Origin of the sequence: Ralstonia sp. UNC404CL21Col (assembly GCF_000620465.1) — a bacterium.
GTDB lineage: Bacteria > Pseudomonadota > Gammaproteobacteria > Burkholderiales > Burkholderiaceae > Ralstonia > Ralstonia flatus.
Genome location: NZ_JIBE01000003.1, coordinates 99,683 through 122,554, shown reverse-complemented (window position 1 = coordinate 122,554; position 22,872 = coordinate 99,683). Strand labels below are relative to the sequence as shown.

Sequence of the window (22,872 nt, the reverse complement as noted above, 5' to 3'; positions counted from 1 at the left end):
GAACTTGCCATGAAAACCCATTCGCCCCTGCGCAGGACTTTGACCATTGCCGCCACGCTGCTTGCCACGCTCGGCGCGCCCGCCGCATTTGCCAACAGCGATGCGCCGCCCCCGACCGCTGCCAAGCAACTGCGCATCGGCTATCAGAAATACGGCACGCTGACGGTGCTCAAGGCACGCGGCACGCTGGAAAAGCGCCTTGCCGCCCAGGGCATCGAAGTGAAGTGGACCGAGTTTCCGGCGGGCCCGCAATTGCTGGAAGGCCTGAACGTGGGCGCCATCGATTTCGGCACCACGGGTGAAGCGCCGCCGATCTTCGCGCTGGCTGCCGGCGCGAATCTCGTCTATGTCGGCAACCAACCGCCTGCGCCCACCGGCGAGGCGATCATCGTGCCGAAGACTTCGCCGCTCAAGAGCGTGGCCGATCTCAAGGGCAAGCGCGTCGCCTTCAACAAGGGTTCGAACGTGCATTACCTGCTGGTGAAGCTGCTGGAAAAGGCCAATGTGCCTTACAGCGATATCCAGCCTGTGTACCTCACGCCCGCCGATGCGCGCGCCGCCTTCGAGCGCGGCGCCGTCGACGCCTGGGTGATCTGGGATCCGTTCTTTGCCGCGGCTGAACAGCAGCTGGGCGCGCGTGTGCTGGCCGACGGCACGGGCGTGGTCAACAACTCGCAGTACTTCCTGGCCTCGAAGGGCTATGCGGGCGCACGGCCCGATGTGCTGAACATCGTGCTGGATGAACTGAAGAAGACCGACACCTGGGCCGCGGCCAACCCGAAGGATGTGACGACCATTCTCGGCCCGCAGCTCGGCCTGGAGCCGGCCGTGGTGGCGCGTTCGGTGTCGCGCATTGCCTACGGCATCCAGCCGGTCGGGGCCGAGGCGCTGGCCGACCAGCAGCGCATTGCCGATACGTTCCACGCACTCAAGCTGATTCCGCGTCCCGTCAAGGTGGCCGATGCTGCGTGGCAGCCGACCACCCAACAGGCCGCGCGCTGATTGCCATGACGATCGACATCCAACGCCGCCGTCTGCTGAGCGCCACCGTGGCGGGCGCATCGCTTGCCACGCTGGGGCCGGTCGCGCACGCTGCCAATGCCGCAACCGCCGCCCCGGCCGCGGCAGGCTTGCCCAAGGTGACGCCGCCCGCGCAACTGCGCATCGGTTTCCAGAAGAGCGCGGTCAACCTGGTCATCGTGAAAGAAAACCGGGCGCTGGAGCAGCGCTTTCCGGGCACCAAGATCAGCTGGCTGGAGTTTCCGGCCGGGCCGCAGCAGCTCGAAGCGCTGTCTGCGGGCAGTCTGGACCTCGCCATCACGGGCGATACGCCGCCGGTGTTCGCGCAGGCTGCCGGCAAGGATTTGCGCTACGTCGGCGTGGAGCCGCCCAAGCCGGACAGCTCGGCCATCCTCGTGCAGCAGGATTCGACGCTCAAGACGCTGGCCGACCTGAAGGGCAAGCGCGTGGCATTGCAGAAGGGTTCGAGCGCGCATTTCCTGATCGTGCGGGGCCTGCAGAAGGGCGGCCTGAGCTTTGCCGACATCCAGCCCGTGTACCTGACGCCGGCCGACGCGCGCGCCGCCTTCGAGCGCGGCAGCGTGGACGCCTGGGGCATCTGGGATCCGTACTACGCCGCCACGGAACTGGCGATCAAGCCGCGCGTGCTGGCCACCGGGCGCACGCTGTCGTCCAACAACTCGTTCTACTTCGCGCCGACGGCCTTTACGGAAAAGCACGGCGACACCATCGCCGCCATCTTTGCAGAGCTGTCGCGCGCCGATCGCCTCGTGCAGGAGAACCGCAAGGAAGCCGCGCAGCGCATTGCAGAGTTCTCCGGGCTGTCGCTGGCGACGGTGCATCTGTTCCTGTCGCGTCGGCCGCCTTCGCCCGTGCGGCCGGTCACGCCCGAAGCGGTGGCCGAGCAGCAGCGCGTGGCCGATGCCTTCCACGGGCTGGGGCTGATTCCGCGCCCGGTCAAGCCGGTCGAACTGGTCTGGCACCCGACCCCGGCGCAACTGGCCATCGCCCGCGCTTGAGTTGTTGCGTTGATCTGAGAACAACACAGTCCAAGGAGCTGTCATGCAAGTTTTCTGGTTCATCCCGACGCACGGCGACAGCCGTTATCTCGGCACTGCCGAGGGCGCTCGCCAGGTCGATCAAACCTATCTGCAGCAGGTGGCCGTGGCCGCCGATACGCTCGGCTACGAGGGCGTGCTGATTCCCACCGGCCGCTCGTGCGAAGACCCGTGGATCGTGGCCGCAAGCCTGATTCCCGTCACCAAGCGCCTGCGTTTCCTGGTGGCGGTGCGCCCCGGGCTGATGGCGCCGACGCTGGCGGCCCGCATGGCGGCCACGTACGACCGTCTGTCGAACGGCCGCTTGCTGGTGAACCTCGTCACCGGTGGTGACCCGTCGGAGCTGGCCGGCGATGGCCTGTTCCTGGACCACGCGCAACGCTACGAAGCCTCGGAAGAATTCATCCGCATCTGGCGCGAAACCCTGGCGGCCAGCCACGAAGGCGCCGCGCTGGATTACACCGGCAAGCATCTCAGCGTGAAGGGCGCGAAGGTGCTGTATCCGCCCGTGCAGCGGCCGCATCCCCCGGTGTATTTCGGTGGGTCGTCGGAAGCAGCACATGAACTGGCAGCCGAGCAGGTCGACACCTATCTCACCTGGGGCGAACCGCCTGCCGCCGTGGCCGAGAAGCTGGCCGACGTGCGGGCGCGCGCTGCCAAGCATGGCCGCACCGTGCGCTTCGGTATCCGCCTGCACGTGATCGTGCGCGAGACGGACGATGAAGCCTGGGCTGCCGCAGACAAGCTCATCAGCAAGCTCGACGACGACACCGTCGCACGTGCGCAGGAGGCGTTCCGCAAGATGGATTCGGCCGGCCAGCAGCGCATGGCCGCGCTGCATGCCAATGGTGTCAAGCGCACGCGTGCGGATCTGGAGATCAGCCCGAACCTGTGGGCCGGCGTAGGGCTGGTGCGCGGCGGTGCCGGCACGGCGCTGGTGGGCGATCCGCAAACCGTGGCCGCGCGCATGCAGGAATACGCCGAGCTGGGCATCGATACGTTCGTGCTGTCCGGTTATCCGCATCTGGAAGAGGCCTACCGTTTTGCCGAACTGGTGTTCCCGCTGTTGCCGCGCTCGGTGCGCGACAAGCTGCCGGGCAATGTGCTGAACGGCCCGTTTGGCGAAGTGATTGCCACCGGCATCGTGCCGCGCGTGGCGGCAAGCTGAGCCGGGAGGAGCAGGGCGATGGCATCCGAGTCGAAATCCAAATCAACATCGAAACCGAAGGCTAAGGCGAAGGCAAAGGCAAAGGCAAACGCCTTCCTGCGCACCGCCCAGCAACGCCTGGCGCCGTGGATCGTGCCGCTTGTGCTGCTGGTGCTGTGGCAGGCCTCGGCCCAATGGGGCTGGCTGTCGAACCGCATCCTGCCGGCACCGCTGGACGTGGCGAAATCCGCCGTGGCGCTGGCGCGCTCGGGTGAGCTGTGGACGCATGTGGCCGTGAGCACGTGGCGCGCGCTGCTGGGCTTTGCGATCGGTGGTTCGCTGGGGCTGGCGCTGGGCTTGCTGACCGGCACCTTCCGCACTGCCGAGACCCTGCTCGACACCACGCTGCAGATGGTCCGCAACATTCCCGTGCTGGCGCTGATTCCGCTCGTGATCCTGTGGTTCGGCATCGACGAATCGGCCAAGCTGTTCCTGGTGTCGCTGGGCGTGTTCTTCCCGATCTACCTGAATACGTATCACGGCATCCGTTCGGTCGATCCGGCCCTGGTGGAGATGGCCCGCAGCTACGGCCTGTCGCGTGCGCAGCTGTATCGCGAGGTGATCCTGCCCGGTGCGCTGCCGCAGATCCTGGTGGGCGTGCGGTTTTCGCTCGGCCTGATGTGGGTGACGCTGATCGTGGCGGAGACGGTGTCTGCGCAGGCCGGCATCGGCTACATGACGATGAATGCGCGCGAGTTCCTGCAGACCGACGTCGTGCTGCTGGGCATCCTGCTGTACGCGCTGCTGGGCAAGCTGGCGGATCTGCTCTCGCGTGCGCTGGAGCGCTTCTGGCTGCGCTGGCACCCTGGTTATCAAGCAGCGGCCTGAGGCTGAATTGGAGAGACGCATGCAAAGCAACGCCACTGAACACGCCGCGCTGGCCGGCACCGCCTTGCACATCGAGCACGTCGTCAAACGCTATGGCGACCGTGAAGTGCTGCACGGCATCGATCTGGAGATCACCCCGGGCGAGTTTGTCGTCATCGTCGGGCGCAGCGGCTGCGGCAAGAGCACGCTGCTGCGGCTGATCGCCGGGCTGGAAGGCATTGACGATGGCCACCTGCGTCGCGATGGCGATGCCGAAGACGGCCTGCACGACGATGCTCGCGTGATGTTCCAGGACGCCCGCCTGCTGCCGTGGAAGAAAGTGCTCGACAACGTCGCGCTCGGCTTGCCGAAAACACAGCGCGCGCAGGCCGCCGAAGTGCTCGCGCAAGTCGGTCTGGCCGAGCGGGCAGGGGAATGGCCGGCGCGCCTGTCGGGCGGGCAGCGCCAGCGCGTGGCATTGGCGCGTGCACTGGTGCATCGACCGCGCCTGCTGCTGCTGGACGAACCGCTGGGCGCGCTGGACGCGCTGACCCGCATCGACATGCAGAACCTGATCGAAGGCCTGTGGCAGCGCCTGGGCTTTACGGCCGTGCTCGTCACGCACGATGTGGCCGAAGCGGTGGCGCTGGCCGACCGCGTGGTGCTGATCGAAGACGGCCGCATCGCGCTGGACGAACGCATCGACCTGCCGCGTCCGCGCCATCGTGGTTCGCCCGCGTTTGCCCGGCTGGAAGAAGCGATCCTCAACCGCGTGATGCAGCGCAAGATCGATCCGAATGAAGTGACCGATGTGCGCCCGCACACGGCGTGGGCATCACCGTTTGACGTGTCTGCCACCGCCGTGCGCTGGGCCGTGTAAGGCGCTGCAAACCTTTCTCCTGAAAACATTCATTGGCACGTAGTGCCGTTGTCACCTAAGAAGGAACATCATGAGCATTCAAGCGATTAACGTACGCAACCAGTTTCGCGGGCAGATCAAGGAGATCATCCGGGGCGACGTGCTCTCCGAGATCGACGTGGAGACGCCGGCGGGCATCGTCACCTCGGTCATCACCACGCGCTCGGTCGATAGCCTTGGCCTGAAGATCGGCAGCGAAGTGGTTGCGCTGGTGAAGGCGACTGAAGTCTCGATCGCCAAACTGTAAGGACGGGGAGGAGACGGCGACCCAACAAGGAGCCTCACCCATGAGCCTGATGCACACCACAGCAGTCGCACAATTTCTCGGCACGCTGCCGAATGCGCCCGCGCCAGATCGCCACTTGTGGCGTGATGCCACCGGCCGCGTACAGGGCCAGTTCTTCCACTGCGCGCTCACCAGCCTGTTTGAACCGGTCTGGCAGCTTGCCGCCGATGGCGCGCTGGCCCCCGCCGGCCACGAAGCGCTGATGCGCACCTGGACGCGCGACGGCGAGCTGGGCTTGAACCCGTGGAAGGTGTTTTCGCTGGCGTCGGATGACAGCACGCTGGTTGAACTGGACCGCCTGTGCCGGCTGGTGCATACGCTCAACTATTTCTCGCGCACCGATGCGGGGCGGCTGGTCGTCAATGTGCATGGCCGGTTGCTGGCAGCGGTGGCGGCCGACCACGGCAAGGCGTTTCACCGCGCGGTGACGGCGCTGGGGCTGCACCCGGAACAGTTCGTCATCCAGGTGCCGTCGACGGCGAATGACGATCTGGGGCTGCTGCTGTTCGTGGTGGACAACTACCGGCGCAATGGTTTTGCCGTCGCCGTGCAGGCGTCGGACCCGGCGGAGGCTGGCGCGCTGCTCGTGCATGCCAAGCCCGCCTATCTGAAGCTCGATGCGCGTCGCGATTGGCGTACGCGGAACGTGGTGTCGCTGGCCGATTCGGCACGCGAGCTGGGCGTCACGCTGGCCTTGCGGCGTTGCGAGCGCCCGAGCGACCTGGAACTGGCCCGTGCCGCCGGTATCACGTATGTGCAGGGCAGCATCCTGCCCGGCGCGGAGGCTGAGCCAGACGCGGCCCCCGCGCCACAGGTGGTGCCAATGGCGCAGGCGCCGTTGGTGCAACAGCAGCAATCCGCGGCCGGCCTTTCTCTGACGCAATGAGCACGACATGGCACGCAGCGCACCCGCAACCGCATCGGACGCACCTGCCTGGCAGTGGCCGGCAGACGCCGTCATCCTGACCGTTCCCGGCTTGCATGGCAGCGGCCCCGGCCACTGGCAGACGCGCTGGGAGCAGCGCTTCCCGGCATGGCGCCGCGTGGAGCAGACGGACTGGTCGACGCCTGACCTGCCGCGCTGGTCGGCCCGTGTGGGTGAAGCGGTGCATGCGGCGCTTGCCGAGCGTCCGCCCACGCGCAACAGGCGCCCGGTCATCCTGGTGGCGCATAGCTTCGGCTGCCTGGCGTCATTGCATTGGGCGGTGCAGACCAAGGAGGCGGTGGCGGCGGTGCTGCTCGTCGCGCCGGCCGATCCGGACAAGTTCGGCGTGCGGGATCTGCTTCCCGGCCGCACGCTGCCGTTCCCGGCCACGCTTGTCGCCAGCCGCAATGACCCGTGGATGCCGCAAGGCAGTGCCATCGACTGGGCCGCGCGTTGGGGCACGGAGTTTGTGGATGCCGGCGAGGCCGGCCATATCAACGCCGATTCCAACCTCGGTGAATGGGACGCCGGCCTGGCCTTGCTCGATCGCCTGATCGGCCGTGCAAGTGCACAAGACACCACCCGCGACGGCGCCGACTGGCAAGCGCAGTGGGATGTCTTACCGAGCACCCCTTATATCTAAAACGATGATGCACATGCGCAAATATTCGTTTTCGTCATAAGAACAGTCCGCCACAATCGGTTCATCTGCATATCGGCCGCAGTGTTTTGCTCTGCGGCCATTTTTATCGGTGCGCTGATGAGCCTGCCTTCCGCGTTTTTTTCCTCCAAGCGGCGTAAGCCCGCCAATGTGCTGCCCGGCTTCGGGCTGGCGCTGGGGTTTTCGCTGCTGTACCTGGCGCTGATCGTCCTGATCCCGCTGTCGGCAACGGTCCTCAAGACGTTCACCATGACGTGGGATGCGTTCTGGACGACCGTCACCGCGCCGCGCGTGGTGGCGTCGTACAAGCTGACGTTCGGGGCTTCGCTGATCGCCGCGGTGATCAACCTCGTGTTCGGGCTGATCGTGGCGTGGGTGCTGGTGCGCTATCGCTTTCCGGGCAAGCGGTTGATCGATGCGCTGGTCGACCTGCCGTTTGCGCTGCCGACTGCGGTGGCCGGCATTGCGCTCACCGCGTTGTACGCGCCGAATGGCTGGATCGGCTCGCGGCTGGAACCGCTGGGGCTGAAGGTCGCGTTCACGCCGCTGGGCATCGTGGTGGCGCTGACGTTCATCGGCCTGCCGTTTGTCGTGCGCACGGTGCAGCCGGTGCTCGAAGACTTGGAGGCCGAACTGGAAGAGGCGGCAGCCAGCCTGGGCGCCACGCGCTGGCAGACCTTCACTCGCGTGATTCTGCCGACCTTGTTGCCCGCATTGCTGACCGGTTTCGCGTTGGCCTTTGCGCGTGCCACCGGCGAATACGGCTCGGTCATCTTCATCGCCGGCAACATGCCGATGGTTTCCGAGATCACGCCGCTCATGATCTATTCCAAGCTGGAGCAATTCGATTACGCGGGCGCCACGGCCATTGCCGTCGTCATGCTCGGTATCTCGTTCACGCTGCTGCTGGTGATCAATCTGCTGCAAGCGTGGACGCGCCGCCGCGGCAATCGCAATGACGCCATCGAGCGTGCCCCCGAACCCCCGACCGCCAATGCGGCAGCTGGAGCCTGACATGGCCGGTACTGTTTCCCGTGAACCTGGTCAGGCGCCCGCTGGGGGCCGCCGAGGCGCCACCGCAGAGTCCGCCTGGGTGCGTGCAACGCTGATCCTCGTTTCATTCGTGTTCCTGGCGTTGTTCCTGTTCGTGCCGTTGGCGAGCGTGTTTGTCGAGGCGTTCAAGAAGGGCGTTGATGTGTATCTCGAAGCGCTGATCGAGCCCGATGCGCTTTCGGCGATCACCCTGACGCTGATCACCGCAGCGATTGCCGTGCCGCTGAACGTGGTGTTTGGCGTGGCGGCGGCATGGGCGATTGCCAAGTTCGAGTTTCGCGGCAAGAACCTGCTGCTGACGTTGATCGACTTGCCGTTTTCGGTGTCGCCCGTCATTGCGGGCCTGATCTACGTGCTGCTGTTCGGCGCGCAGGGCTGGTTCGGGCCGTATCTCTCCGATCACGATTTCAAGATCATTTTTGCGGTGCCGGGCATTGTGCTGGCGACGGTGTTCGTCACGTTTCCGTTCGTGGCGCGCGAGCTGATTCCGCTCATGCAGGCGCAGGGCAGTGAAGAGGAAGAGGCCGCCATCGTGCTCGGCGCCTCGGGCTGGCAGACGTTCTTTCGCGTAACGCTGCCGAACATCAAGTGGGGCCTGTTGTATGGCGTCATCCTCTGCAACGCGCGGGCGATGGGCGAGTTTGGCGCGGTGTCGGTGGTGTCGGGCCACATTCGCGGGCTGACCAACACGATGCCGCTGCACGTGGAAATTCTCTACAACGAATACAACTTTGCGGCCGCGTTTGCCGTGGCGTCGCTGCTGACATTGCTGGCGCTTGTCACGCTGGCGCTGAAGACGCTGGTCGAATGGCGCAGCCGTCGTGAGCTGGCTGATGCTGATGCCGGCGTGGGCGAAGGTCCGGGCCAGCGCGTGGCACAACAGACATCCAATTCGAATTCGCACATCTCCGTGCAATCTCCGCTGGAAGGGAGCGCAGCATGAGCATCCAGGTTCAACACATCACCAAGCGCTTTGGCAACTTCGTTGCCCTCAACGATGTTTCGCTCGACTTCAAGCAGGGCGAACTGACTGCGCTGCTGGGCCCGTCGGGCTGCGGCAAGACCACGCTGCTGCGCATCATCGCCGGGTTGGAGCATGCCGATTCGGGCACGATTCACCTCAACGGCGAAGACGCATCGGACCAGCATGTGCGCGAGCGCCAGGTCGGCTTCGTGTTCCAGCATTACGCGCTGTTCAAGCACATGACGGTGTTCGAGAACGTGGCATTCGGCCTGCGCGTGAAACCGCGCGCGCAGCGGCCGAGCGAAGCGCAGATCCGCGCCAAGGTGAAGGAGCTGCTGGAACTCGTGCAGCTGGATTGGCTGGCCGATCGTTACCCGCCGCAGCTGTCTGGCGGGCAGCGTCAGCGGATTGCCCTGGCGCGCGCGCTGGCGGTGGAGCCGCGCGTGCTGCTGCTCGACGAGCCCTTCGGCGCGCTCGATGCCAAGGTGCGCAAGGAACTGCGCCGCTGGCTGCGCCGCCTGCACGACGATCTGCATGTCACGAGCCTGTTCGTTACGCACGACCAGGAAGAGGCGCTGGAAGTGGCCGACAACGTGGTGCTGATGAACCGCGGCCAGGTGGAGCAGGTCGGCAGCCCCGATGCGGTCTACAACACGCCGGCCACGCCGTTCGTCTACGGCTTCCTCGGCAACGTGAACCTGTTCCACGGCCGCCTGGAAGAGGGCGAGGGCGGCAGCGTGCTGCACGTGGGCGATTCGGCCATCGCCGTGCCGTCGGGCGGCGTGGATTCGTCCCGCGCCGATCAGGCGGTGGCCTTCGTGCGCCCGCATGAAATCGACCTCGAGCGCTATGCGCCGGGCGCCGAGGGCATTCCCGTGACGCTGCGCCGCGCGCTCACGCTGGGCGCCATCGCGCAGCTGGAACTGGAGCGCGAAGACACCGACGACATCATCGAAGTCTCCCTGCCCATCGAGCGCTTTCGCGCCGAGGGTTTCCGTGAAGGCGAAACGCTGGTGGTGCGCCCGCGCGCGATCCGTGTGTTCGCGCAAGGCAATGCACGGCCCGTCGCGCAAGCCGCCGTGTAACACGACGCTCCGACGACAACCAATACGAGAGGACACGAGCCATGAACTTCCAGCAACTGCGTTCCATCCGCGAGGCGGTGCGCCGCCAGTTCAACCTGACCGAAGTTGCCAACGCGCTGTACACGTCGCAGCCCGGCGTGTCGCGGCAGATTCGCGAGCTGGAGGATGAGCTTGGCGTGGAGATTTTCGAGCGCTACGGCAAGCGTTTGACGGGCCTGACCGAACCGGGCCGCGAGATCGTCCGCATTGTCGAACGACTGCTGCTCGAAGCCGAAAACCTGCGCCAGGCCGGCGAGGAATTCTCCGGCCGACAATCCGGCCGCCTGACCGTGGCGACCACGCACACCCAGGCGCGCTATGCGCTGCCGAAGGTGGTGCAGTCGTTCCGCAAGGAATATCCGCACGTCACGCTGGCGCTGCAGGAGGCTTCGCCCTCGCACATCGTCGAGCTGCTGCTGACGGGGCAGGCCGATATCGGTATCGCCACCGAAGCCGTGGCCAACGAGCCGGGGCTGACGTCGTTCGAGGCGTACCGCTGGCGCCACGTGCTGGTGGTCAGCCCGGACCATCCGCTGACGAAGAATCCGCTCCCGACGTTGGAAGACGTGGCGCAGTATCCGCTCATCACGTACGACGCGGGCTTCACGGGCCGACGCAACATCGACGCGGCATTTGCCAGCGCGGGCCTGCACCCTGAGATCGTGCTGACCGCCATGGATGCGGACGTGATCAAGACGTACGTGGCGCTGGATGTGGGCGTGGGCATCATCGCGTCGATGGCGTATGACGGCCGCAAGGACGACAACCTTGTCTGCATCGGGGCCGATCACCTGTTCGAGCCGAACACCACGCGTGTGGCGGTGCGCCGTGGCGCGTATCTACGCGGCTATGCGCATGACTTCATCGGGATGTTCGCGCCGCATCTGTCGCGCGAAACGGTGGCGGAGGCGGTGGCTTCGACGGTGGTGACGCAATCCGCGCGGGAGGCGCTGGCGGCGTAAGCGTCTCCCGGGCGGAGCCGGCTGCGCACCGTTCATCCGTCCAATCGCACCATTCGTCGCATCCGCATGGCGCTTGCCTGGGCGCCATTCCTATACTGCGGACATCCTCGGTTCCATCAGAGACCGCCATGTCCGCCGTGCCCTATACACCATCCCCACAATCCGCTGAATCCGACGCCGCCTTGCTACGCCGGGCTCGTCACCGCGCCGGCGCGCGCCTGGGGTTCCGGATTCACCTGCTGTCGTTTTTGGCTATTAACGCCGGGCTGGCCGTGATTGCGCTGTCGCGCGGCCAGTTCTGGTTTGTCTGGCCGCTGCTGGGCTGGGGCCTCGGCCTGGCCGCACACGGCCTGAGCCTGGCCTGGAGCCAAGGCAACGGTTACCAGCGCATGGTCGACCAGGAACTCGCCCGTTTGCGCCAGCAAGCCGGCCGCCAGTGATGCGGGAAACCCCAAGCTTCAACGCCGGAGAACCCTCCGGTAAGATCGCCCGCATGTTCGCCAATGTGTCGTTCCCTTCGCTTGCGGATTGCCTGCGCCTGGCCCGGCGTTGGGTGATCCGCTACGCCGTCATCATCGTCATCAATACGCTGATTGCGGCTGTGCTGGCGTTCGGCATCCGGCCGGAAGAGACGTTCTGGAAAGATTTCGTATTCAGTCAGGCGATCGGGCTGTCGATGTTCTCGCTGATCGGCATCCCGCGCCATGTGCTCTGGGGCGACGGCCCACCCAACAAGAAGGTGTTTCCGTGGATCATCGTGGGCGCGGTGCTGATCGGCGTGCCGCTGGGGCAGTGGATCGCACGGACGATCCTGTGCCTGAATAGCGTCAACCCGGAACCCTGGCGCGCGGACAGCCTCCGCATGAGTTTCATCATCGCCATGTTGGCAGCGCTTGGTGCAACGTATTTCTACTGGTCGCGCGGCAAGCTTGCGGCATTGCAGCGCCAGGCTGCACTCGACGCGCTGGAGCGCGAGGAGGCGGAGAAGCAGGTCGTGCGGGCGCAGCTGATGGCCCTGCAGGCGCAGATCGAACCGCACTTCCTCTTCAACTCGCTGGCGCACGTCGATGTGCTGATTGCGCGCGACCCGGCCGGCGCGCGGCGTCTGCTGCAGCATTTGATCGGCTTTCTACGCAGTTCGCTTTCGCACGCACGCGCCGAGCAGTGCACGCTGGTGCAGGAATTTGCGCTGCTGCGCGCGTATCTCGACATCCAGGCGCTGCGCTTCGGCAATCGGCTGCGTTTTTCATTGGCGCTGGACGATGCCATCGCCAACATCGTCATCCCGCCCATGCTGATTCAGCCGCTGGTGGAAAACGCCGTGGTGCACGGCATCGAGCCCGCGCGCGAGGGCGGTGAGATTGCTTTGTCAGCGCGCCTGGCTGCCGGCCATGACGGCGAGCGCCTCGTGCTGGAAGTGCGCGACACGGGCGTCGGTTTCGGCAACGACGGTGCCACGGGCTCGGGGCTGGGGCTCACGCACGTGCGTGAACGTCTGTCGCGCCTGTTTGATGGCGACGCGCGCCTGACGATCACCGAGACCGTGCCGCACGGCGTGACGATCATCGTCGAATTGCCGCTGGCGCATGAAACGGCGCCTGCACCGTCTGAAGCCGACGCGCCGGAATGGCGCTGCCGCTTCTCTCGCTCTGCCGCCACGGCCAATGCCACTGCCACCGCTGCGCTCTCTGCGCGCGCATCTGCCGGAACCTGATCGATGCCTGCTTCCCCCCGCTTGCTGATTGCCGACGATGAACCGGCGCTGGCTGAGAACCTCGTCGCCGAGCTGACGGCGCTGTGGCCCGATGCCACGCTGCTGCCGGCCGTGCACGACGGCCAATCCGTGCTCGACGTGATTGACGATGCGGCCGACGGGGAGGCGCCCGATGTGGTCTTTCTCGACATCCGCATGCCGGGGATGTCGGGCATCGACGTGGCGCGCGAGCTGTCGGCCCGCGAAGACCGGCCGCTGGTTGTGTTCGTCACGGCGTATGACCAGTTCGCGCTCGACGCCTTCGAGCAGGCCGCGGTCGACTACGTGCTCAAGCCCGTGCAGACCGAGCGCCTGGCCGAGACCGTCAAGCGGCTGAAGGACCGGCTCGGCGCGCGCCCGAACGGCAACGCCGCCGCCACCACCGCCGCCACGGACCCGGCGCAGACGCTGGCGGAACTCGTCGAGCGCCTTGCCGGGCTGCAGGGCGCGGCCCAAACGCGAGCCACGCCGCAGGGTGGGTATCTGCGCTTTATCAAGGCGCTGGTGGGGCAGGAGGTGCGGTTCATCCCCGTGGACGACGTGATCTATCTGGAAGCGACCGACAAATACGTCAACGTGGTGGCCGGCAGTGGCGAATCGCTGATTCGCACCAGCCTGCGCGAGCTGCTGACCCAGCTCGACCCCGAGCACTTCTGGCAGGTGCATCGCGGTACGGTGGTCAACGTGGCGCATGTGTCGAGCGCCGTGCATCTGTCGCTGGGCCGTCTGGGGCTGAAGATACGCGGGCGCACCGAGACGCTGCCCGTCGCGCGGCAATACGCGCATTTGTTCCGGCAGATGTAGTCGCCGCGGCGGCGGCTCCGCTATGATCCTTCGTGTCGTCAACGGATCGAGAGCGAGAGCACCCGCCATGGAGACACCCGCCGCACGCCCCGCCAGCAACGTTGCCGAGCCACGCCACGGCGGCCAGATTCTTGTCGATGCGCTGGTGGCCCACGGCGTCGATTTGGCGTTTGGCGTGCCCGGCGAGAGCTACCTCTCCGTCCTCGAAGGCTTCTACCAGCGCCGCGACCGCGCACGCTTCATCGTCTGCCGGCAAGAGGGCGGCGCCGCCAACATGGCCGACGCCTACGGCAAACTCACCGGTCGTCCCGGCATTGTCTTCTGCACGCGCGGGCCGGGCGCCACCAACGCCAGCATTGGCGTGCACACCGCATTTCAAGACTCCACGCCGCTGATCCTCTTCATCGGGCAGGTCGGCCGCGATTTCGTCGATCGCGAAGCGTTTCAGGAAATCGACTACCGCCGCATGTTCGGCCAGATGGCCAAGTGGGTCGCGCAGATCGACAGCGTCGAGCGCCTCCCCGAATACATCGCACGCGCCTTCCAGACCGCCACCGCGGGCCGCCCCGGCCCGGTTGTGCTGGCGCTGCCCGAAGACATGCTGACCGAGGTCGCCACCGTGGCCGATGTACCGCCGATGCCTCGCGCGATGGCGTGGCCGGCCCCGCATGACCTTGCGCAACTGAAGACGCTGTTGCAGAACGCGGAGCGCCCGATGCTGCTGCTCGGCGGCTCCGGCTGGACGCCGCAAGCGGCCGCCCGCATGCAAGCGTTTGCCGAGCGATGGAATCTGCCCGCGGGCTGCGTGTTCCGCCGGCAAGACCTGTTCGACAACCGCCACCCGAATTACGCCGGCGATGTTGGCATCGCCATCAACCCGAAGCTCGCGGCGCGCGTGAAAGAGGCCGACGTCGTGCTCGCCATCGGCACACGCCTGGGCGAGATGACGACCTCGGGCTACACGTTGTTCGATGTGCCGCGGCCCAAGCAGACGCTCGTTCACGTGCATGCCGGCGCGGAAGAGTTGGGGCGTATCTACCAGGCCGATCTGATGATCCACGCCTCGATGCCGGCGATTGCCGAGGCGCTGGATGGCGTGTCGCCGGATGCGCCGCCGCGTTGGTCCGCTTGGACAGAAGCCGCCAACGCCGACTACCGCGCCAACATCGCGCCGCCGCCGTTCGGTGGCAAGGGCATCGACATGGCCCGCGCCATGCAATGGCTGCGCGAGCGCCTGCCGCACAACAGCATCCTGACCAACGGCGCAGGCAACTACGCCACGTGGCTGCATCGCTTCTACCAATATGGCCCGCTGGCGGCCGGCTCGCGTACGCAGCTTGCGCCAACCAGCGGGGCGATGGGCTACGGCGCACCCGCCGCCGTGGCGGCCAAGATCGTCTGCCCCGACACACCCGTCATCTGCATGGCCGGCGACGGCTGCTTCCTGATGAACGGCCAGGAGCTGGCGACCGCCATGCAGTACAACGCGCCGGTGATCTTTATCGTGGTCAACAACGGCATGTACGGCACCATCCGCATGCACCAGGAGCGCGAGTACCCCGAGCATGTCAGCGGTACGGAGCTGCGCAACCCGGACTTCGCCGCGCTGGCCAGAGCCTACGGCGCTGAGGGGCACACGGTGCGCTCGCTCGAAGGGTTTCAGTCGGCGGTGGAAGCTGCGCTGGCGGCAAGCGTTGCCACCGTCATCGAAGTGCAGACCGATCCGAACATCATCAGCCCGCGCGCGACGATCGATTCGTTGCGCGCGCAGTCACGCAGTTGATTCCGCTTTCATTTTTCGTTTTCGCCAACGCCATTCACCCATTGCCATGACGATGATTCCTGTAACCGACCTGTGCGACATGCACGAAGACAAGCTGGTGTACGGAAGCCTGCGTGTGCTCACGCCGGTCTTCCGCAGCTTTGGCAAGCGCGCCGCGTTTGCCGGCCCGGCTTCCACGCTCAAGGTGTTTGAGGACAACGGCCTCGTACGCGCCGCGCTGGAAGAGCAGGGCGCTGGCCGCGTGCTGGTGATCGACGGCGGCGGCTCGCTGCGCTGCGCGCTGGTCGGCGGCAACCTCGGCAAGCTGGCCGAAGAGAACGGTTGGGAGGGCATTCTGCTCAACGGCTGCGTGCGCGATACGCGCGAGCTGGCCGAATGCAACGTCGGCATCCACGCCCTGGCGGTGCATCCGCGCAAGAGCATCAAGAAGAATGCTGGACAGCGCGAGGTGGGCGTGCAGATGCCGGGCGCATACATCCAGTCCGGCGAGTGGGTCTATGCCGATGAAGACGGCGTGCTGGTTTCGCAGGACATGCTCGAATGAACCACGCCAATGCCATCCATGTGTTCGTCTACGGCACGCTGCGCGCCGGTGAGGCGAACGACCTGCGGGTTGCTGCTGCAAAGCGCGGCATTCCCGAGCCGGAGCTGCTCGGTACGGCCATGTTGCACGGCCGCCTGTACGACTTTGGTGCGTACCCCGGCCTCGTGCTGGACCCGACCGGCACCGCCGTGCGCGGCGATGTGTATCGGATCGACGCGGCGCTCGTTCCGGTGCTGGACGAGATCGAAGAGGTCTACCCGGGCGGGGACGCGCTGTTCCTGCGCGAGAACCACGCCGTCATGCTGGGCAGCGAACCGGTCGACTGCATTGTGTATCCGGTCAGCCCCAAACACATTGCCGGGCGTGCTGTGATTACGGGCGGCGATTGGGTGGCGCATCGCTTGGCGCGCACCTGACGTGACTAGCCGCTCGGAAAACGCCGCATCTGCGGCGTTTTTTGTGCCCCTGCAATGTGACGGGCAGGCATCCGCTATTTTTCATAATGCGGAAAGGGGTTTTGGTCCGCAAAAATTCCGCATCGCACAGCACCATCCCTGTCTTTCATCATAGAAAAAATCTTTCCGTATCGTGGAATATTGATCGTAAGTCTTTGAAAATTAAGAAGTAAAAACTTGCGCTTGGAAACATCTTCTCCTTGTTGCGTTGCACTGCCCGTTTCTACACTCTTATATAAGACATATGACTTGAGCCACCCAGCGGCGCCCCAAGAAGGCGCCAGCGGCTCAAGGCGCAGAGTGAGTTACCGGTTATTTGATGGATGCGATCAAACAGGAGAGTGCGATGTCACGCGAACTCGAAGTGCAAAAGCTGCAGAAGGAATGGGATACCAACCCGCGTTGGAAGGGCATCAAGCGCGGTTATACGGCTGAAGACGTGGTGCGCCTGCGCGGTTCGCTGCAGATCGAGCACACGCTGGCCAAGCGTGGTGCCGAAAAGCTGTGGGACCTGATCAACAACGAGCCCTTCGTCAACGCCCTGGGCGCACTGACGGGCAACCAGGCCATGCAGCAGGTGAAGGCGGGCCTGAAGGCGATCTATCTGTCGGGCTGGCAGGTTGCAGGCGATGCCAACAGCAATGGCGAGATGTATCCGGACCAGTCGCTGTACTCGGTGGATTCGGTGCCCAAGGTCGTCAAGAAGATCAACAACACGTTCCAGCGCGCCGATCAGATCCAGTGGTCGGAAGGCAAGGACGACATCGACTTCTTCGCGCCGATCGTGGCGGATGCAGAAGCCGGTTTCGGCGGCGTGCTGAACGCGTTCGAACTGATGAAGGCCATGATCGAGGCCGGCGCTGCAGGCGTCCACTTTGAAGACCAGTTGGCCGCCGTGAAGAAGTGCGGCCACATGGGCGGCAAGGTGCTGGTGCCGACCCGCGAAGCCGTGAGCAAGCTCGTGGCCGCGCGTCTGGCTGCCGACGTGATGGGCGTGCCGACCGTGCTGATCGCCCGCACCGACGCAGAAGCCGCTGACCTGCTGACCACCGATGTGGACGAGAACGACAAGCCGTTCTGCACCGGCGAGCGCACCGTTGAAGGCTTCTACCGCACGAAGCCGGGTCTGCAGCAGGCCATCTCCCGTGGGTTGGCGTATGCGGAAGTGGCGGACCTCGTCTGGTGCGAGACCGGCAAGCCGGATCTCGAATACGCCAAGAAGTTTGCCGAAGCCATCCACGCCAAGTTCCCGGGCAAGATGCTGGCCTACAACTGCTCGCCGTCGTTCAACTGGAAGAAGAACCTGGACGACGTGACGATCGCCCGATTCCAGAAGGAACTCGGCGCGATGGGCTACAAGTTCCAGTTCATCACGCTGGCCGGTTTCCATGCCCTGAACTACTCGATGTTCAACCTGGCGTACGGCTATGCCCGCAACCAGATGAGCGCATTCGTCGAACTGCAAGAGGCCGAGTTCAAGGCGGCGGAAAAGGGCTTCACCGCGGTGAAGCACCAGCGCGAAGTCGGCACGGGTTACTTCGACGCGGTGACGCAGACCATCGAACGCGAGGCGTCGACCACGGCGCTGAAGGGCTCGACGGAAGACGAACAATTCTTCGAAGAAACGGCGCAAGCCAAGAAGGTTGCCTGAGGCTGCCGACGCATCCGGCACCTGGGTATCCGGGCCGGCCGTGCTGACCACACGCCGGCCTCTCGAACCGCGCTTCCTCAACGGCGCGGTTTTTTTCGTCCGGGATATTGCGACGTGTACGGCGTGGCCGCTCAGGCGCGCTTGAAGATCGATTCCAGATCCAGCGCCGACGTGGGTGTCGCGTGGAGGTCGAGCGAGTGCTCGATGTGCTCCAGGTGCTCGCGCATCAGGTCGTGCGCACGCTTGGCATCGCCGGTGGCGATCGCTTCGGTCAGGGTGTCGTGCTCGTGCTCGGGGCAAGCGGGCAGGCCAGGGCGATCATAGAGCGTGATGATCAGGCAGGTGCGCGACACCGCCTCGCGCGTCAGCCGTTCCAGCACATGGTTGCCGGCCATCTCGGCAATGAGGACGTGGTATTCGCCGGACAGACGGATGGTGGCTGCCCGATCGCCTCGTTCGCGTGCGGCGTGTTCTGCCGCGATGTGTTCGCGCAGGCGTTTGGCCTTTGCCGGCGTGCACGCGTTTGCCAGCATGCTGGCCAGTTCGGGTTCGATGATGCGGCGGGTCTGGAAAACGTCGCGCGCCTCTTTCACGGAAGGCTGCGCGACGAACGCGCCCTTGTTCGGCACGAGGGTCACCAGATGCTCATGCGCCAGACGCGCCAGCACCTGGCGGATGCGCGGCCGGCCGGCGCCGGTCGCTTCGCACAGCCGTTCTTCGACCAGCTTGGTGCCGGCCGGCAGTCGGTGCTCCATGATGGCCGTCAGCAGGCCCTGGTAGATCGGTTCGGCAGCCGGTTGGCTGTCGGCAGGTTCCCGTGCGGGTGCGGGCATGGCAGGTGGCGTTGCAGAAGAAAAAGCGGAATGGTGCATGGTAGCAAATGCTCCACTCCGCTTTGCGCTACGCCAACGCAAACGGGGCAAGCATCCCGGTATAGGGTTTCGGAAGCGGCCGGGCCCAGTCGCCGCGCTTGCTGGTGGAAAGCCGCATGCCGACCAGCGCCTCGACCAGCTTCACCGCAGCCACCACGCCGTCGATGACCGGCACGTGCAGCTCGGCGCTCAGGTCTTCACACAGGTCGGCCATGCCGGCACAGCCGAGCACGATGCAGTCGCTGCGGTCTTGCGCAAGCGCGCTGCGGCAGGCTTCGAGGATGATCTGGCGTGCGTTGGAGCCGGGTTTCTCCAGGTCCAGCACGGGCAGGTCGCTTGCATGGACGTTGCGGCACGCATGCCGCATGCCGTAGCGCTCGGCCAGGTGCCACGCCATGCCGACGGTGCGCTCGAGCGTCGTCACCACGCTGAAGCTGTTGCCGATCAGGCTGGCCATGTGCATGGCCGCTTCGGCGATGCCGATTACCGGGCCGTGCGCAAGTTCACGTGCAGCGTAGAGGCCCGGATCGCCGAAGCAGGCGATGACGTAGGCATCGGCGCCGTCGCGTTCGCCGTGGCGGATTTCTTCCAGGATGCCGGGCACCGAGAGCGCTTCGTCGTAATGGCTTTCGATGGAAGCCGGGCCCATCTTCGGGCTCACCGCCGTGATGCGCGTGCCCGATGCGGCCGCGGCTTGCGCGCAGCGGCCGATGAGCGCGGTCATGCTCGTCGTGGTGTTGGGATTGATGATGCGGATGTTCATGTTGTTGATGCGTGGATGACGCCGGTTAGCGGGAGAGGGTGCCTTGCTTGCGGCTGAGCACGGTGTAGAGCACCAGCGCGATGCCCACGCCGATGAACCAGCTGTAATTGGCCAGCACATGCAGCCGTTCGAAGACCACGCACGCCATCGGAATCAGCGCGGACGGGATCATCGTCCAGACGGCGGCGGGGTTGTAGCCGTTGCGGTACCAGTAGCGGCCCGTGGGGCGCAGCGTGTAGAGGTCGTCGACATGCACCTGCTGCCGCTGCACAAAGCAGTAGTCCGCGATCAGGATGCCGAACAGCGGGCCAATGAACGCGCCCAGCACGTCGATCGTGTAGTGGATCACCTCGGGGTTGTTGTAGAGGTTCCAGGGCGTGATGAAGATCGACGCGACTGCCGCGATCATGCCGCCCGTGCGCCAGCTGATGTGCTGCGGCGCCACGTTGGAAAAGTCGAACGCCGGCGACACGAAGTTGGCGACGATGTTGATGCCGATGGTCGCGATCATGAACGTGAGCGCACCGAGCACGACGGCCGTGATGTTGTCGATGCGGGCAACCACGGCGACGGGGTCGGAGATCATCTCGCCGAACACCGGCAGCGTGGCCGACGTGGTGATGACCGTCAGCAGCGCAAAGCCGAGAAAGTTGACCGGCAGCCCCCAGAAATTGCCGCGTTTGACGGAGGTGAAATCCTTGCCGTAGCGGGAGAAGTCACCGAAGTTCAGCATCGGGCCGGAGAAGTACGACACCACCAGCGCGATCCCGCCGAGCACCACCGGCACGGCATCCCAGCCCTCGTATTTGAGAAAGGAAAGCGTGAGGTTGATGTTGTCCCAGCCGGCCTTGTGCACCAGCCATGCGGCCAGCGCGATCATCACCACATACACCGCCGGGCCTGCCCAGTCGATGAACTTGCGGATCGATTCCATGCCGTGCCAGAACACGAACGCCTGCAAGACCCACAGCAGCATGAACGCCGCCCAACCGAGGGTCGACAGGCCGACAAAGCCATGCTGCGCAACGTCGGCATACGGGGCGAGCTGCGGCATGAACTTCAGCGCCAGCACGATGAACGCGCTCGATGCCAGATAGGTCTGGATGCCGTACCACGCCACGGCGATCAGCCCGCGGATGATGGCCGGAATGTTGGCGCCCAGTACCCCGAACGACGCGCGGCAGATCACCGGATACGGCGTGCCCGTCGCCTGGCTGGGTTTGGCGACGAGGTTGCAGAACACCTGCACGATCACGATGCCCACCAGCAATGCAAACAGCACCTGCAGGCTCGACAGGCCCAGCGAGAACAGGCTCGCTGCCGTCAGATAACCGCCCACGCTGTGCACGTCCGACATCCAGAACGCGAAGATGTTGTAGGTGCCCCAGGACTGCTTGCGCAGCGGTGCCAGATCTTCGTTGGTGAGCCGCGGGTCGTAGTGCGGCTTGATGATGACGTGGGGATGCGCGTGTGGCGAATCAACCGCCTGCGCCGCCGAAGCGGTGGTCGTGGTCATGCTGTCTCCTTTGGTTTTTTGCCGGTTTCCGGACCGGGCGATCTTGTGCGCAAAAATGTACACAACTTGTTTTTGTTTTGTGTACAAAGTTGTATGCGCCAGGAAGCCAAGAGTCAAGGAGAAAAAAAGCCGCCTGAAAAGGCGGCTAGTTATCGTGTTGCGGGAGGTCGCTTCAGCGGTAGACGATCACCGGAATCTCGGTATGCGTGAGCACCTTCTGCGTTTCGCTGCCGAGCAGCAACCCGGCCAATCCCCGCCGCCCGTGCGAGGCCATGAAGATGACGTCGCAGCCATGGCGTTCGGCCGCGTCGATGATGCCCATGTACGGGACGGCGAAGCAGCTCATGTCGGTGTCGCACGTGATGCCGGCGCTGACGGCGGCGTCTTCCACGTCCTTGAGGACCACGCGCGCCTGCGCTTCGACGCGCTCCTTGAACGCCTGGGGCGTCTCCACGACGATCTCGGAAAACGGCGTGTACGGGTATTCCTCCAGGCAGGTGTAGGCCGTCAGGCGCGCGCCCAGCGTCTTGGCAAAGTCGAGCGCGCCCGCCACTGCCTTGCGCGACAGCTCGGAACCATCGGTCGGGATGAGGATGTGCTGGAACATGCGGCCTCCTGAGGTGGGATGCGGGAAGACGTTCTTGTCTTGATTGTAGGCCGCATGCGGTGTTTCACCCACTCGGGGTGATTGCTAATCCATCCCGATCAAGGCGTCTGCCCGGCGCCAGTAGGCCGGGTTGCCATACGTGTTCTTGAGGAAGTCGATGAACAGGCGCACGCGCAGCGGCAGATGCTTGCGCTGCGGAAACACTGCGTGGATGCCGATCGGCGGCGCTTCAAAGGCGTCGAGCACCGTCACCAGCTTGCCGGTGGCAATGTCGTGCCCGACCTCCCACCATGAGCGCCACGCCAGGCCGTAGCCTTGCAAACACCACTCGCGCAGCACGGCGCCGTCGGTGCATTCCATCGTGCCCGACACCTTCACGGTGACGGCCTTGCCGCCTTGCTGGAAGACCCAGCCGCGCTGCACGTTGGCGCTGGCGCCAAAGGCCAGGCAGTTGTGGGTGGAAAGCTGCTCCACCTGCGTCGGAACGCCACGGCGCTCCAGGTATGACGGCGCAGCCACCACCACGCGGCGGTTTTCCCACAGGCGGATCGACACGAGGCTCGAGTCGGGCAGATCGCCCAGGCGGATGGCGCAGTCGAAGCCTTCGTTGACGAGGTCGACGACGCGGTCGCCCAGGTCCAGCGTCATCGAGACATCCGGATGTGTCTCGATGAAGTCCGGCACCATCGGGGCGACATGACGGCGGCCGAAACCGGCGGGGGCGGTCACGCGCAGATGCCCGCTGGCTTTCACGCCACCGGCCGAGACGCTGGCCTCGGCGTTGTGCAGGTCATTGAGAATGCGCTGACAATCTTCCAGGAAGGCTGATCCCTCGAACGTCAGCGTGATGCGCCGCGTGGTGCGGACGAGGAGTTTGACCCCGAGGCGTTCTTCCAGCGCGTCGATGCGGCGCCCGATGATGGCAGGCGCCACGCCTTCAGCGGCGGCGGCGGCGGATAGGCTGCCGCGTGTTGCGACGGCGACAAAGGTTTCGAGCTGCTTGAAATGATCCATGCCTGATGTATACCGTGCCGACCGGGGCCTGCGGGATTGTGACGAATATAAAGGTTATCACTCGTCATTCCGTCGGTAAAAGTTAAAGATCAAGTGACCATTGCCGTCTTTGTGCGGTGCGTCA

Annotated in this window: 24 protein-coding genes; 19 read left to right on the top strand and 5 right to left on the bottom strand. The window is 65.2% G+C overall.

Translation table 11 applies throughout. The features are described from left to right. The first annotated feature begins 9 nt into the window (after positions 1-9). From N511_RS0100610 to aceA, 19 genes are all read left to right on the top strand, one after another. The gene (locus N511_RS0100610) at positions 10-1,002 is read left to right on the top strand and encodes a sulfonate ABC transporter substrate-binding protein (RefSeq protein ID WP_027677529.1); all 993 of its coding nucleotides are present in this window, start codon (positions 10-12) and stop codon (positions 1,000-1,002) included. Positions 1,003-1,007: 5 nt separating this feature from the next. Beyond that, complete coding sequence (locus tag N511_RS0100605) at positions 1,008-2,039, top strand: sulfonate ABC transporter substrate-binding protein (RefSeq protein WP_027677528.1); 1,032 nt, start codon at positions 1,008-1,010, stop codon at positions 2,037-2,039. A 43-nt stretch (positions 2,040-2,082) separates the two neighbouring features. After that, positions 2,083-3,246 carry an FMNH2-dependent alkanesulfonate monooxygenase gene (gene ssuD, locus N511_RS0100600; RefSeq protein ID WP_027677527.1) on the top strand — a complete coding sequence of 388 codons (1,164 nt, stop codon included), beginning with the start codon at positions 2,083-2,085 and terminating at the stop codon, positions 3,244-3,246. Between the two features lie 18 nt (positions 3,247-3,264). Beyond that, positions 3,265-4,113, top strand: coding sequence for an aliphatic sulfonate ABC transporter permease SsuC (gene ssuC / locus N511_RS0100595; protein ID WP_037026170.1), 849 nt, complete (start codon positions 3,265-3,267; stop codon positions 4,111-4,113). A 19-nt stretch (positions 4,114-4,132) separates the two neighbouring features. Further along, on the top strand, positions 4,133-4,972 hold the full coding sequence (locus N511_RS0100590; RefSeq protein WP_027677525.1) for an ATP-binding cassette domain-containing protein: 840 nt from the start codon (positions 4,133-4,135) through the stop codon (positions 4,970-4,972). Positions 4,973-5,042: 70 nt separating this feature from the next. Then, positions 5,043-5,258, top strand: a complete 216-nt coding sequence (locus N511_RS0100585) for a TOBE domain-containing protein (RefSeq protein WP_004626558.1) — start codon at positions 5,043-5,045, stop codon at positions 5,256-5,258. Positions 5,259-5,298: 40 nt separating this feature from the next. Next, on the top strand, positions 5,299-6,183 hold the full coding sequence (locus N511_RS0100580; RefSeq protein ID WP_027677524.1) for an EAL domain-containing protein: 885 nt from the start codon (positions 5,299-5,301) through the stop codon (positions 6,181-6,183). Between the two features lie 7 nt (positions 6,184-6,190). Beyond that, positions 6,191-6,865 carry an RBBP9/YdeN family alpha/beta hydrolase gene (locus tag N511_RS0100575; protein WP_027677523.1) on the top strand — a complete coding sequence of 225 codons (675 nt, stop codon included), beginning with the start codon at positions 6,191-6,193 and terminating at the stop codon, positions 6,863-6,865. Between the two features lie 117 nt (positions 6,866-6,982). After that, positions 6,983-7,897: a sulfate ABC transporter permease subunit CysT gene (gene cysT / locus N511_RS0100570; protein WP_027677522.1), complete on the top strand. Its 915-nt coding sequence runs from the start codon at positions 6,983-6,985 to the stop codon at positions 7,895-7,897. Between the two features lies 1 nt (position 7,898). After that, on the top strand, positions 7,899-8,879 hold the full coding sequence (gene cysW, locus N511_RS0100565) for a sulfate ABC transporter permease subunit CysW (protein ID WP_027677521.1): 981 nt from the start codon (positions 7,899-7,901) through the stop codon (positions 8,877-8,879). Then, on the top strand, positions 8,876-9,985 hold the full coding sequence (locus N511_RS0100560; RefSeq protein ID WP_027677520.1) for a sulfate/molybdate ABC transporter ATP-binding protein: 1,110 nt from the start codon (positions 8,876-8,878) through the stop codon (positions 9,983-9,985). The genes cysW and N511_RS0100560 overlap by 4 nt, the downstream gene beginning before the upstream one ends. Positions 9,986-10,026: 41 nt before the next feature. Further along, positions 10,027-10,986 carry a CysB family HTH-type transcriptional regulator gene (locus N511_RS0100555; RefSeq protein WP_027677519.1) on the top strand — a complete coding sequence of 320 codons (960 nt, stop codon included), beginning with the start codon at positions 10,027-10,029 and terminating at the stop codon, positions 10,984-10,986. Positions 10,987-11,114: 128 nt separating this feature from the next. Next, positions 11,115-11,426 carry a 2TM domain-containing protein gene (locus tag N511_RS0100550; RefSeq protein ID WP_027677518.1) on the top strand — a complete coding sequence of 104 codons (312 nt, stop codon included), beginning with the start codon at positions 11,115-11,117 and terminating at the stop codon, positions 11,424-11,426. Further along, positions 11,426-12,700, top strand: coding sequence for a sensor histidine kinase (locus N511_RS0100545; protein WP_027677517.1), 1,275 nt, complete (start codon positions 11,426-11,428; stop codon positions 12,698-12,700). Before N511_RS0100550 ends, N511_RS0100545 begins: the two co-directional genes overlap by 1 nt. 3 nt (positions 12,701-12,703) lie before the next feature. Next, positions 12,704-13,543 carry a LytR/AlgR family response regulator transcription factor gene (locus N511_RS0100540; RefSeq protein ID WP_027677516.1) on the top strand — a complete coding sequence of 280 codons (840 nt, stop codon included), beginning with the start codon at positions 12,704-12,706 and terminating at the stop codon, positions 13,541-13,543. A gap of 67 nt (positions 13,544-13,610) precedes the next feature. After that, complete coding sequence (locus tag N511_RS0100535; protein WP_027677515.1) at positions 13,611-15,326, top strand: thiamine pyrophosphate-binding protein; 1,716 nt, start codon at positions 13,611-13,613, stop codon at positions 15,324-15,326. A 46-nt stretch (positions 15,327-15,372) separates the two neighbouring features. Continuing rightward, positions 15,373-15,870 carry a ribonuclease E activity regulator RraA gene (gene rraA / locus N511_RS0100530; protein ID WP_027677514.1) on the top strand — a complete coding sequence of 166 codons (498 nt, stop codon included), beginning with the start codon at positions 15,373-15,375 and terminating at the stop codon, positions 15,868-15,870. Then, entirely contained in the window at positions 15,867-16,286 is a 420-nt protein-coding gene (locus tag N511_RS0100525) for a gamma-glutamylcyclotransferase family protein (protein ID WP_027677513.1), read from the top strand. The genes rraA and N511_RS0100525 overlap by 4 nt, the downstream gene beginning before the upstream one ends. Before the next feature lie 385 nt (positions 16,287-16,671). Beyond that, a complete protein-coding gene (gene aceA / locus N511_RS0100520; protein ID WP_024975843.1) occupies positions 16,672-17,976 on the top strand; it encodes an isocitrate lyase in 1,305 nt (434 codons plus the stop codon). Between the two features lie 131 nt (positions 17,977-18,107). Here the strand turns inward: aceA and N511_RS23625 are convergent, their stop codons facing one another. The 5 genes from N511_RS23625 to N511_RS0100495 all read right to left on the bottom strand — a co-directional run bounded on the left by N511_RS23625 (position 18,108) and on the right by N511_RS0100495 (position 22,748). Beyond that, complete coding sequence (locus N511_RS23625) at positions 18,108-18,848, bottom strand: GntR family transcriptional regulator (RefSeq protein WP_231479558.1); 741 nt, start codon at positions 18,846-18,848, stop codon at positions 18,108-18,110. 28 nt (positions 18,849-18,876) lie between these two features. Further along, positions 18,877-19,611 (bottom strand): aspartate/glutamate racemase family protein, encoded by a 735-nt coding sequence (locus N511_RS0100510; protein ID WP_027677512.1) that lies wholly within the window; start codon positions 19,609-19,611, stop codon positions 18,877-18,879. 25 nt (positions 19,612-19,636) lie between these two features. After that, on the bottom strand, positions 19,637-21,127 hold the full coding sequence (locus N511_RS0100505) for an NCS1 family nucleobase:cation symporter-1 (RefSeq protein WP_027677511.1): 1,491 nt from the start codon (positions 21,125-21,127) through the stop codon (positions 19,637-19,639). A 172-nt stretch (positions 21,128-21,299) separates the two neighbouring features. Continuing rightward, on the bottom strand, positions 21,300-21,734 hold the full coding sequence (locus N511_RS0100500; RefSeq protein ID WP_027677510.1) for a universal stress protein: 435 nt from the start codon (positions 21,732-21,734) through the stop codon (positions 21,300-21,302). 84 nt (positions 21,735-21,818) lie between these two features. Beyond that, complete coding sequence (locus tag N511_RS0100495) at positions 21,819-22,748, bottom strand: LysR family transcriptional regulator (RefSeq protein WP_004626580.1); 930 nt, start codon at positions 22,746-22,748, stop codon at positions 21,819-21,821. Between the last annotated feature and the right edge of the window lie 124 nt (positions 22,749-22,872).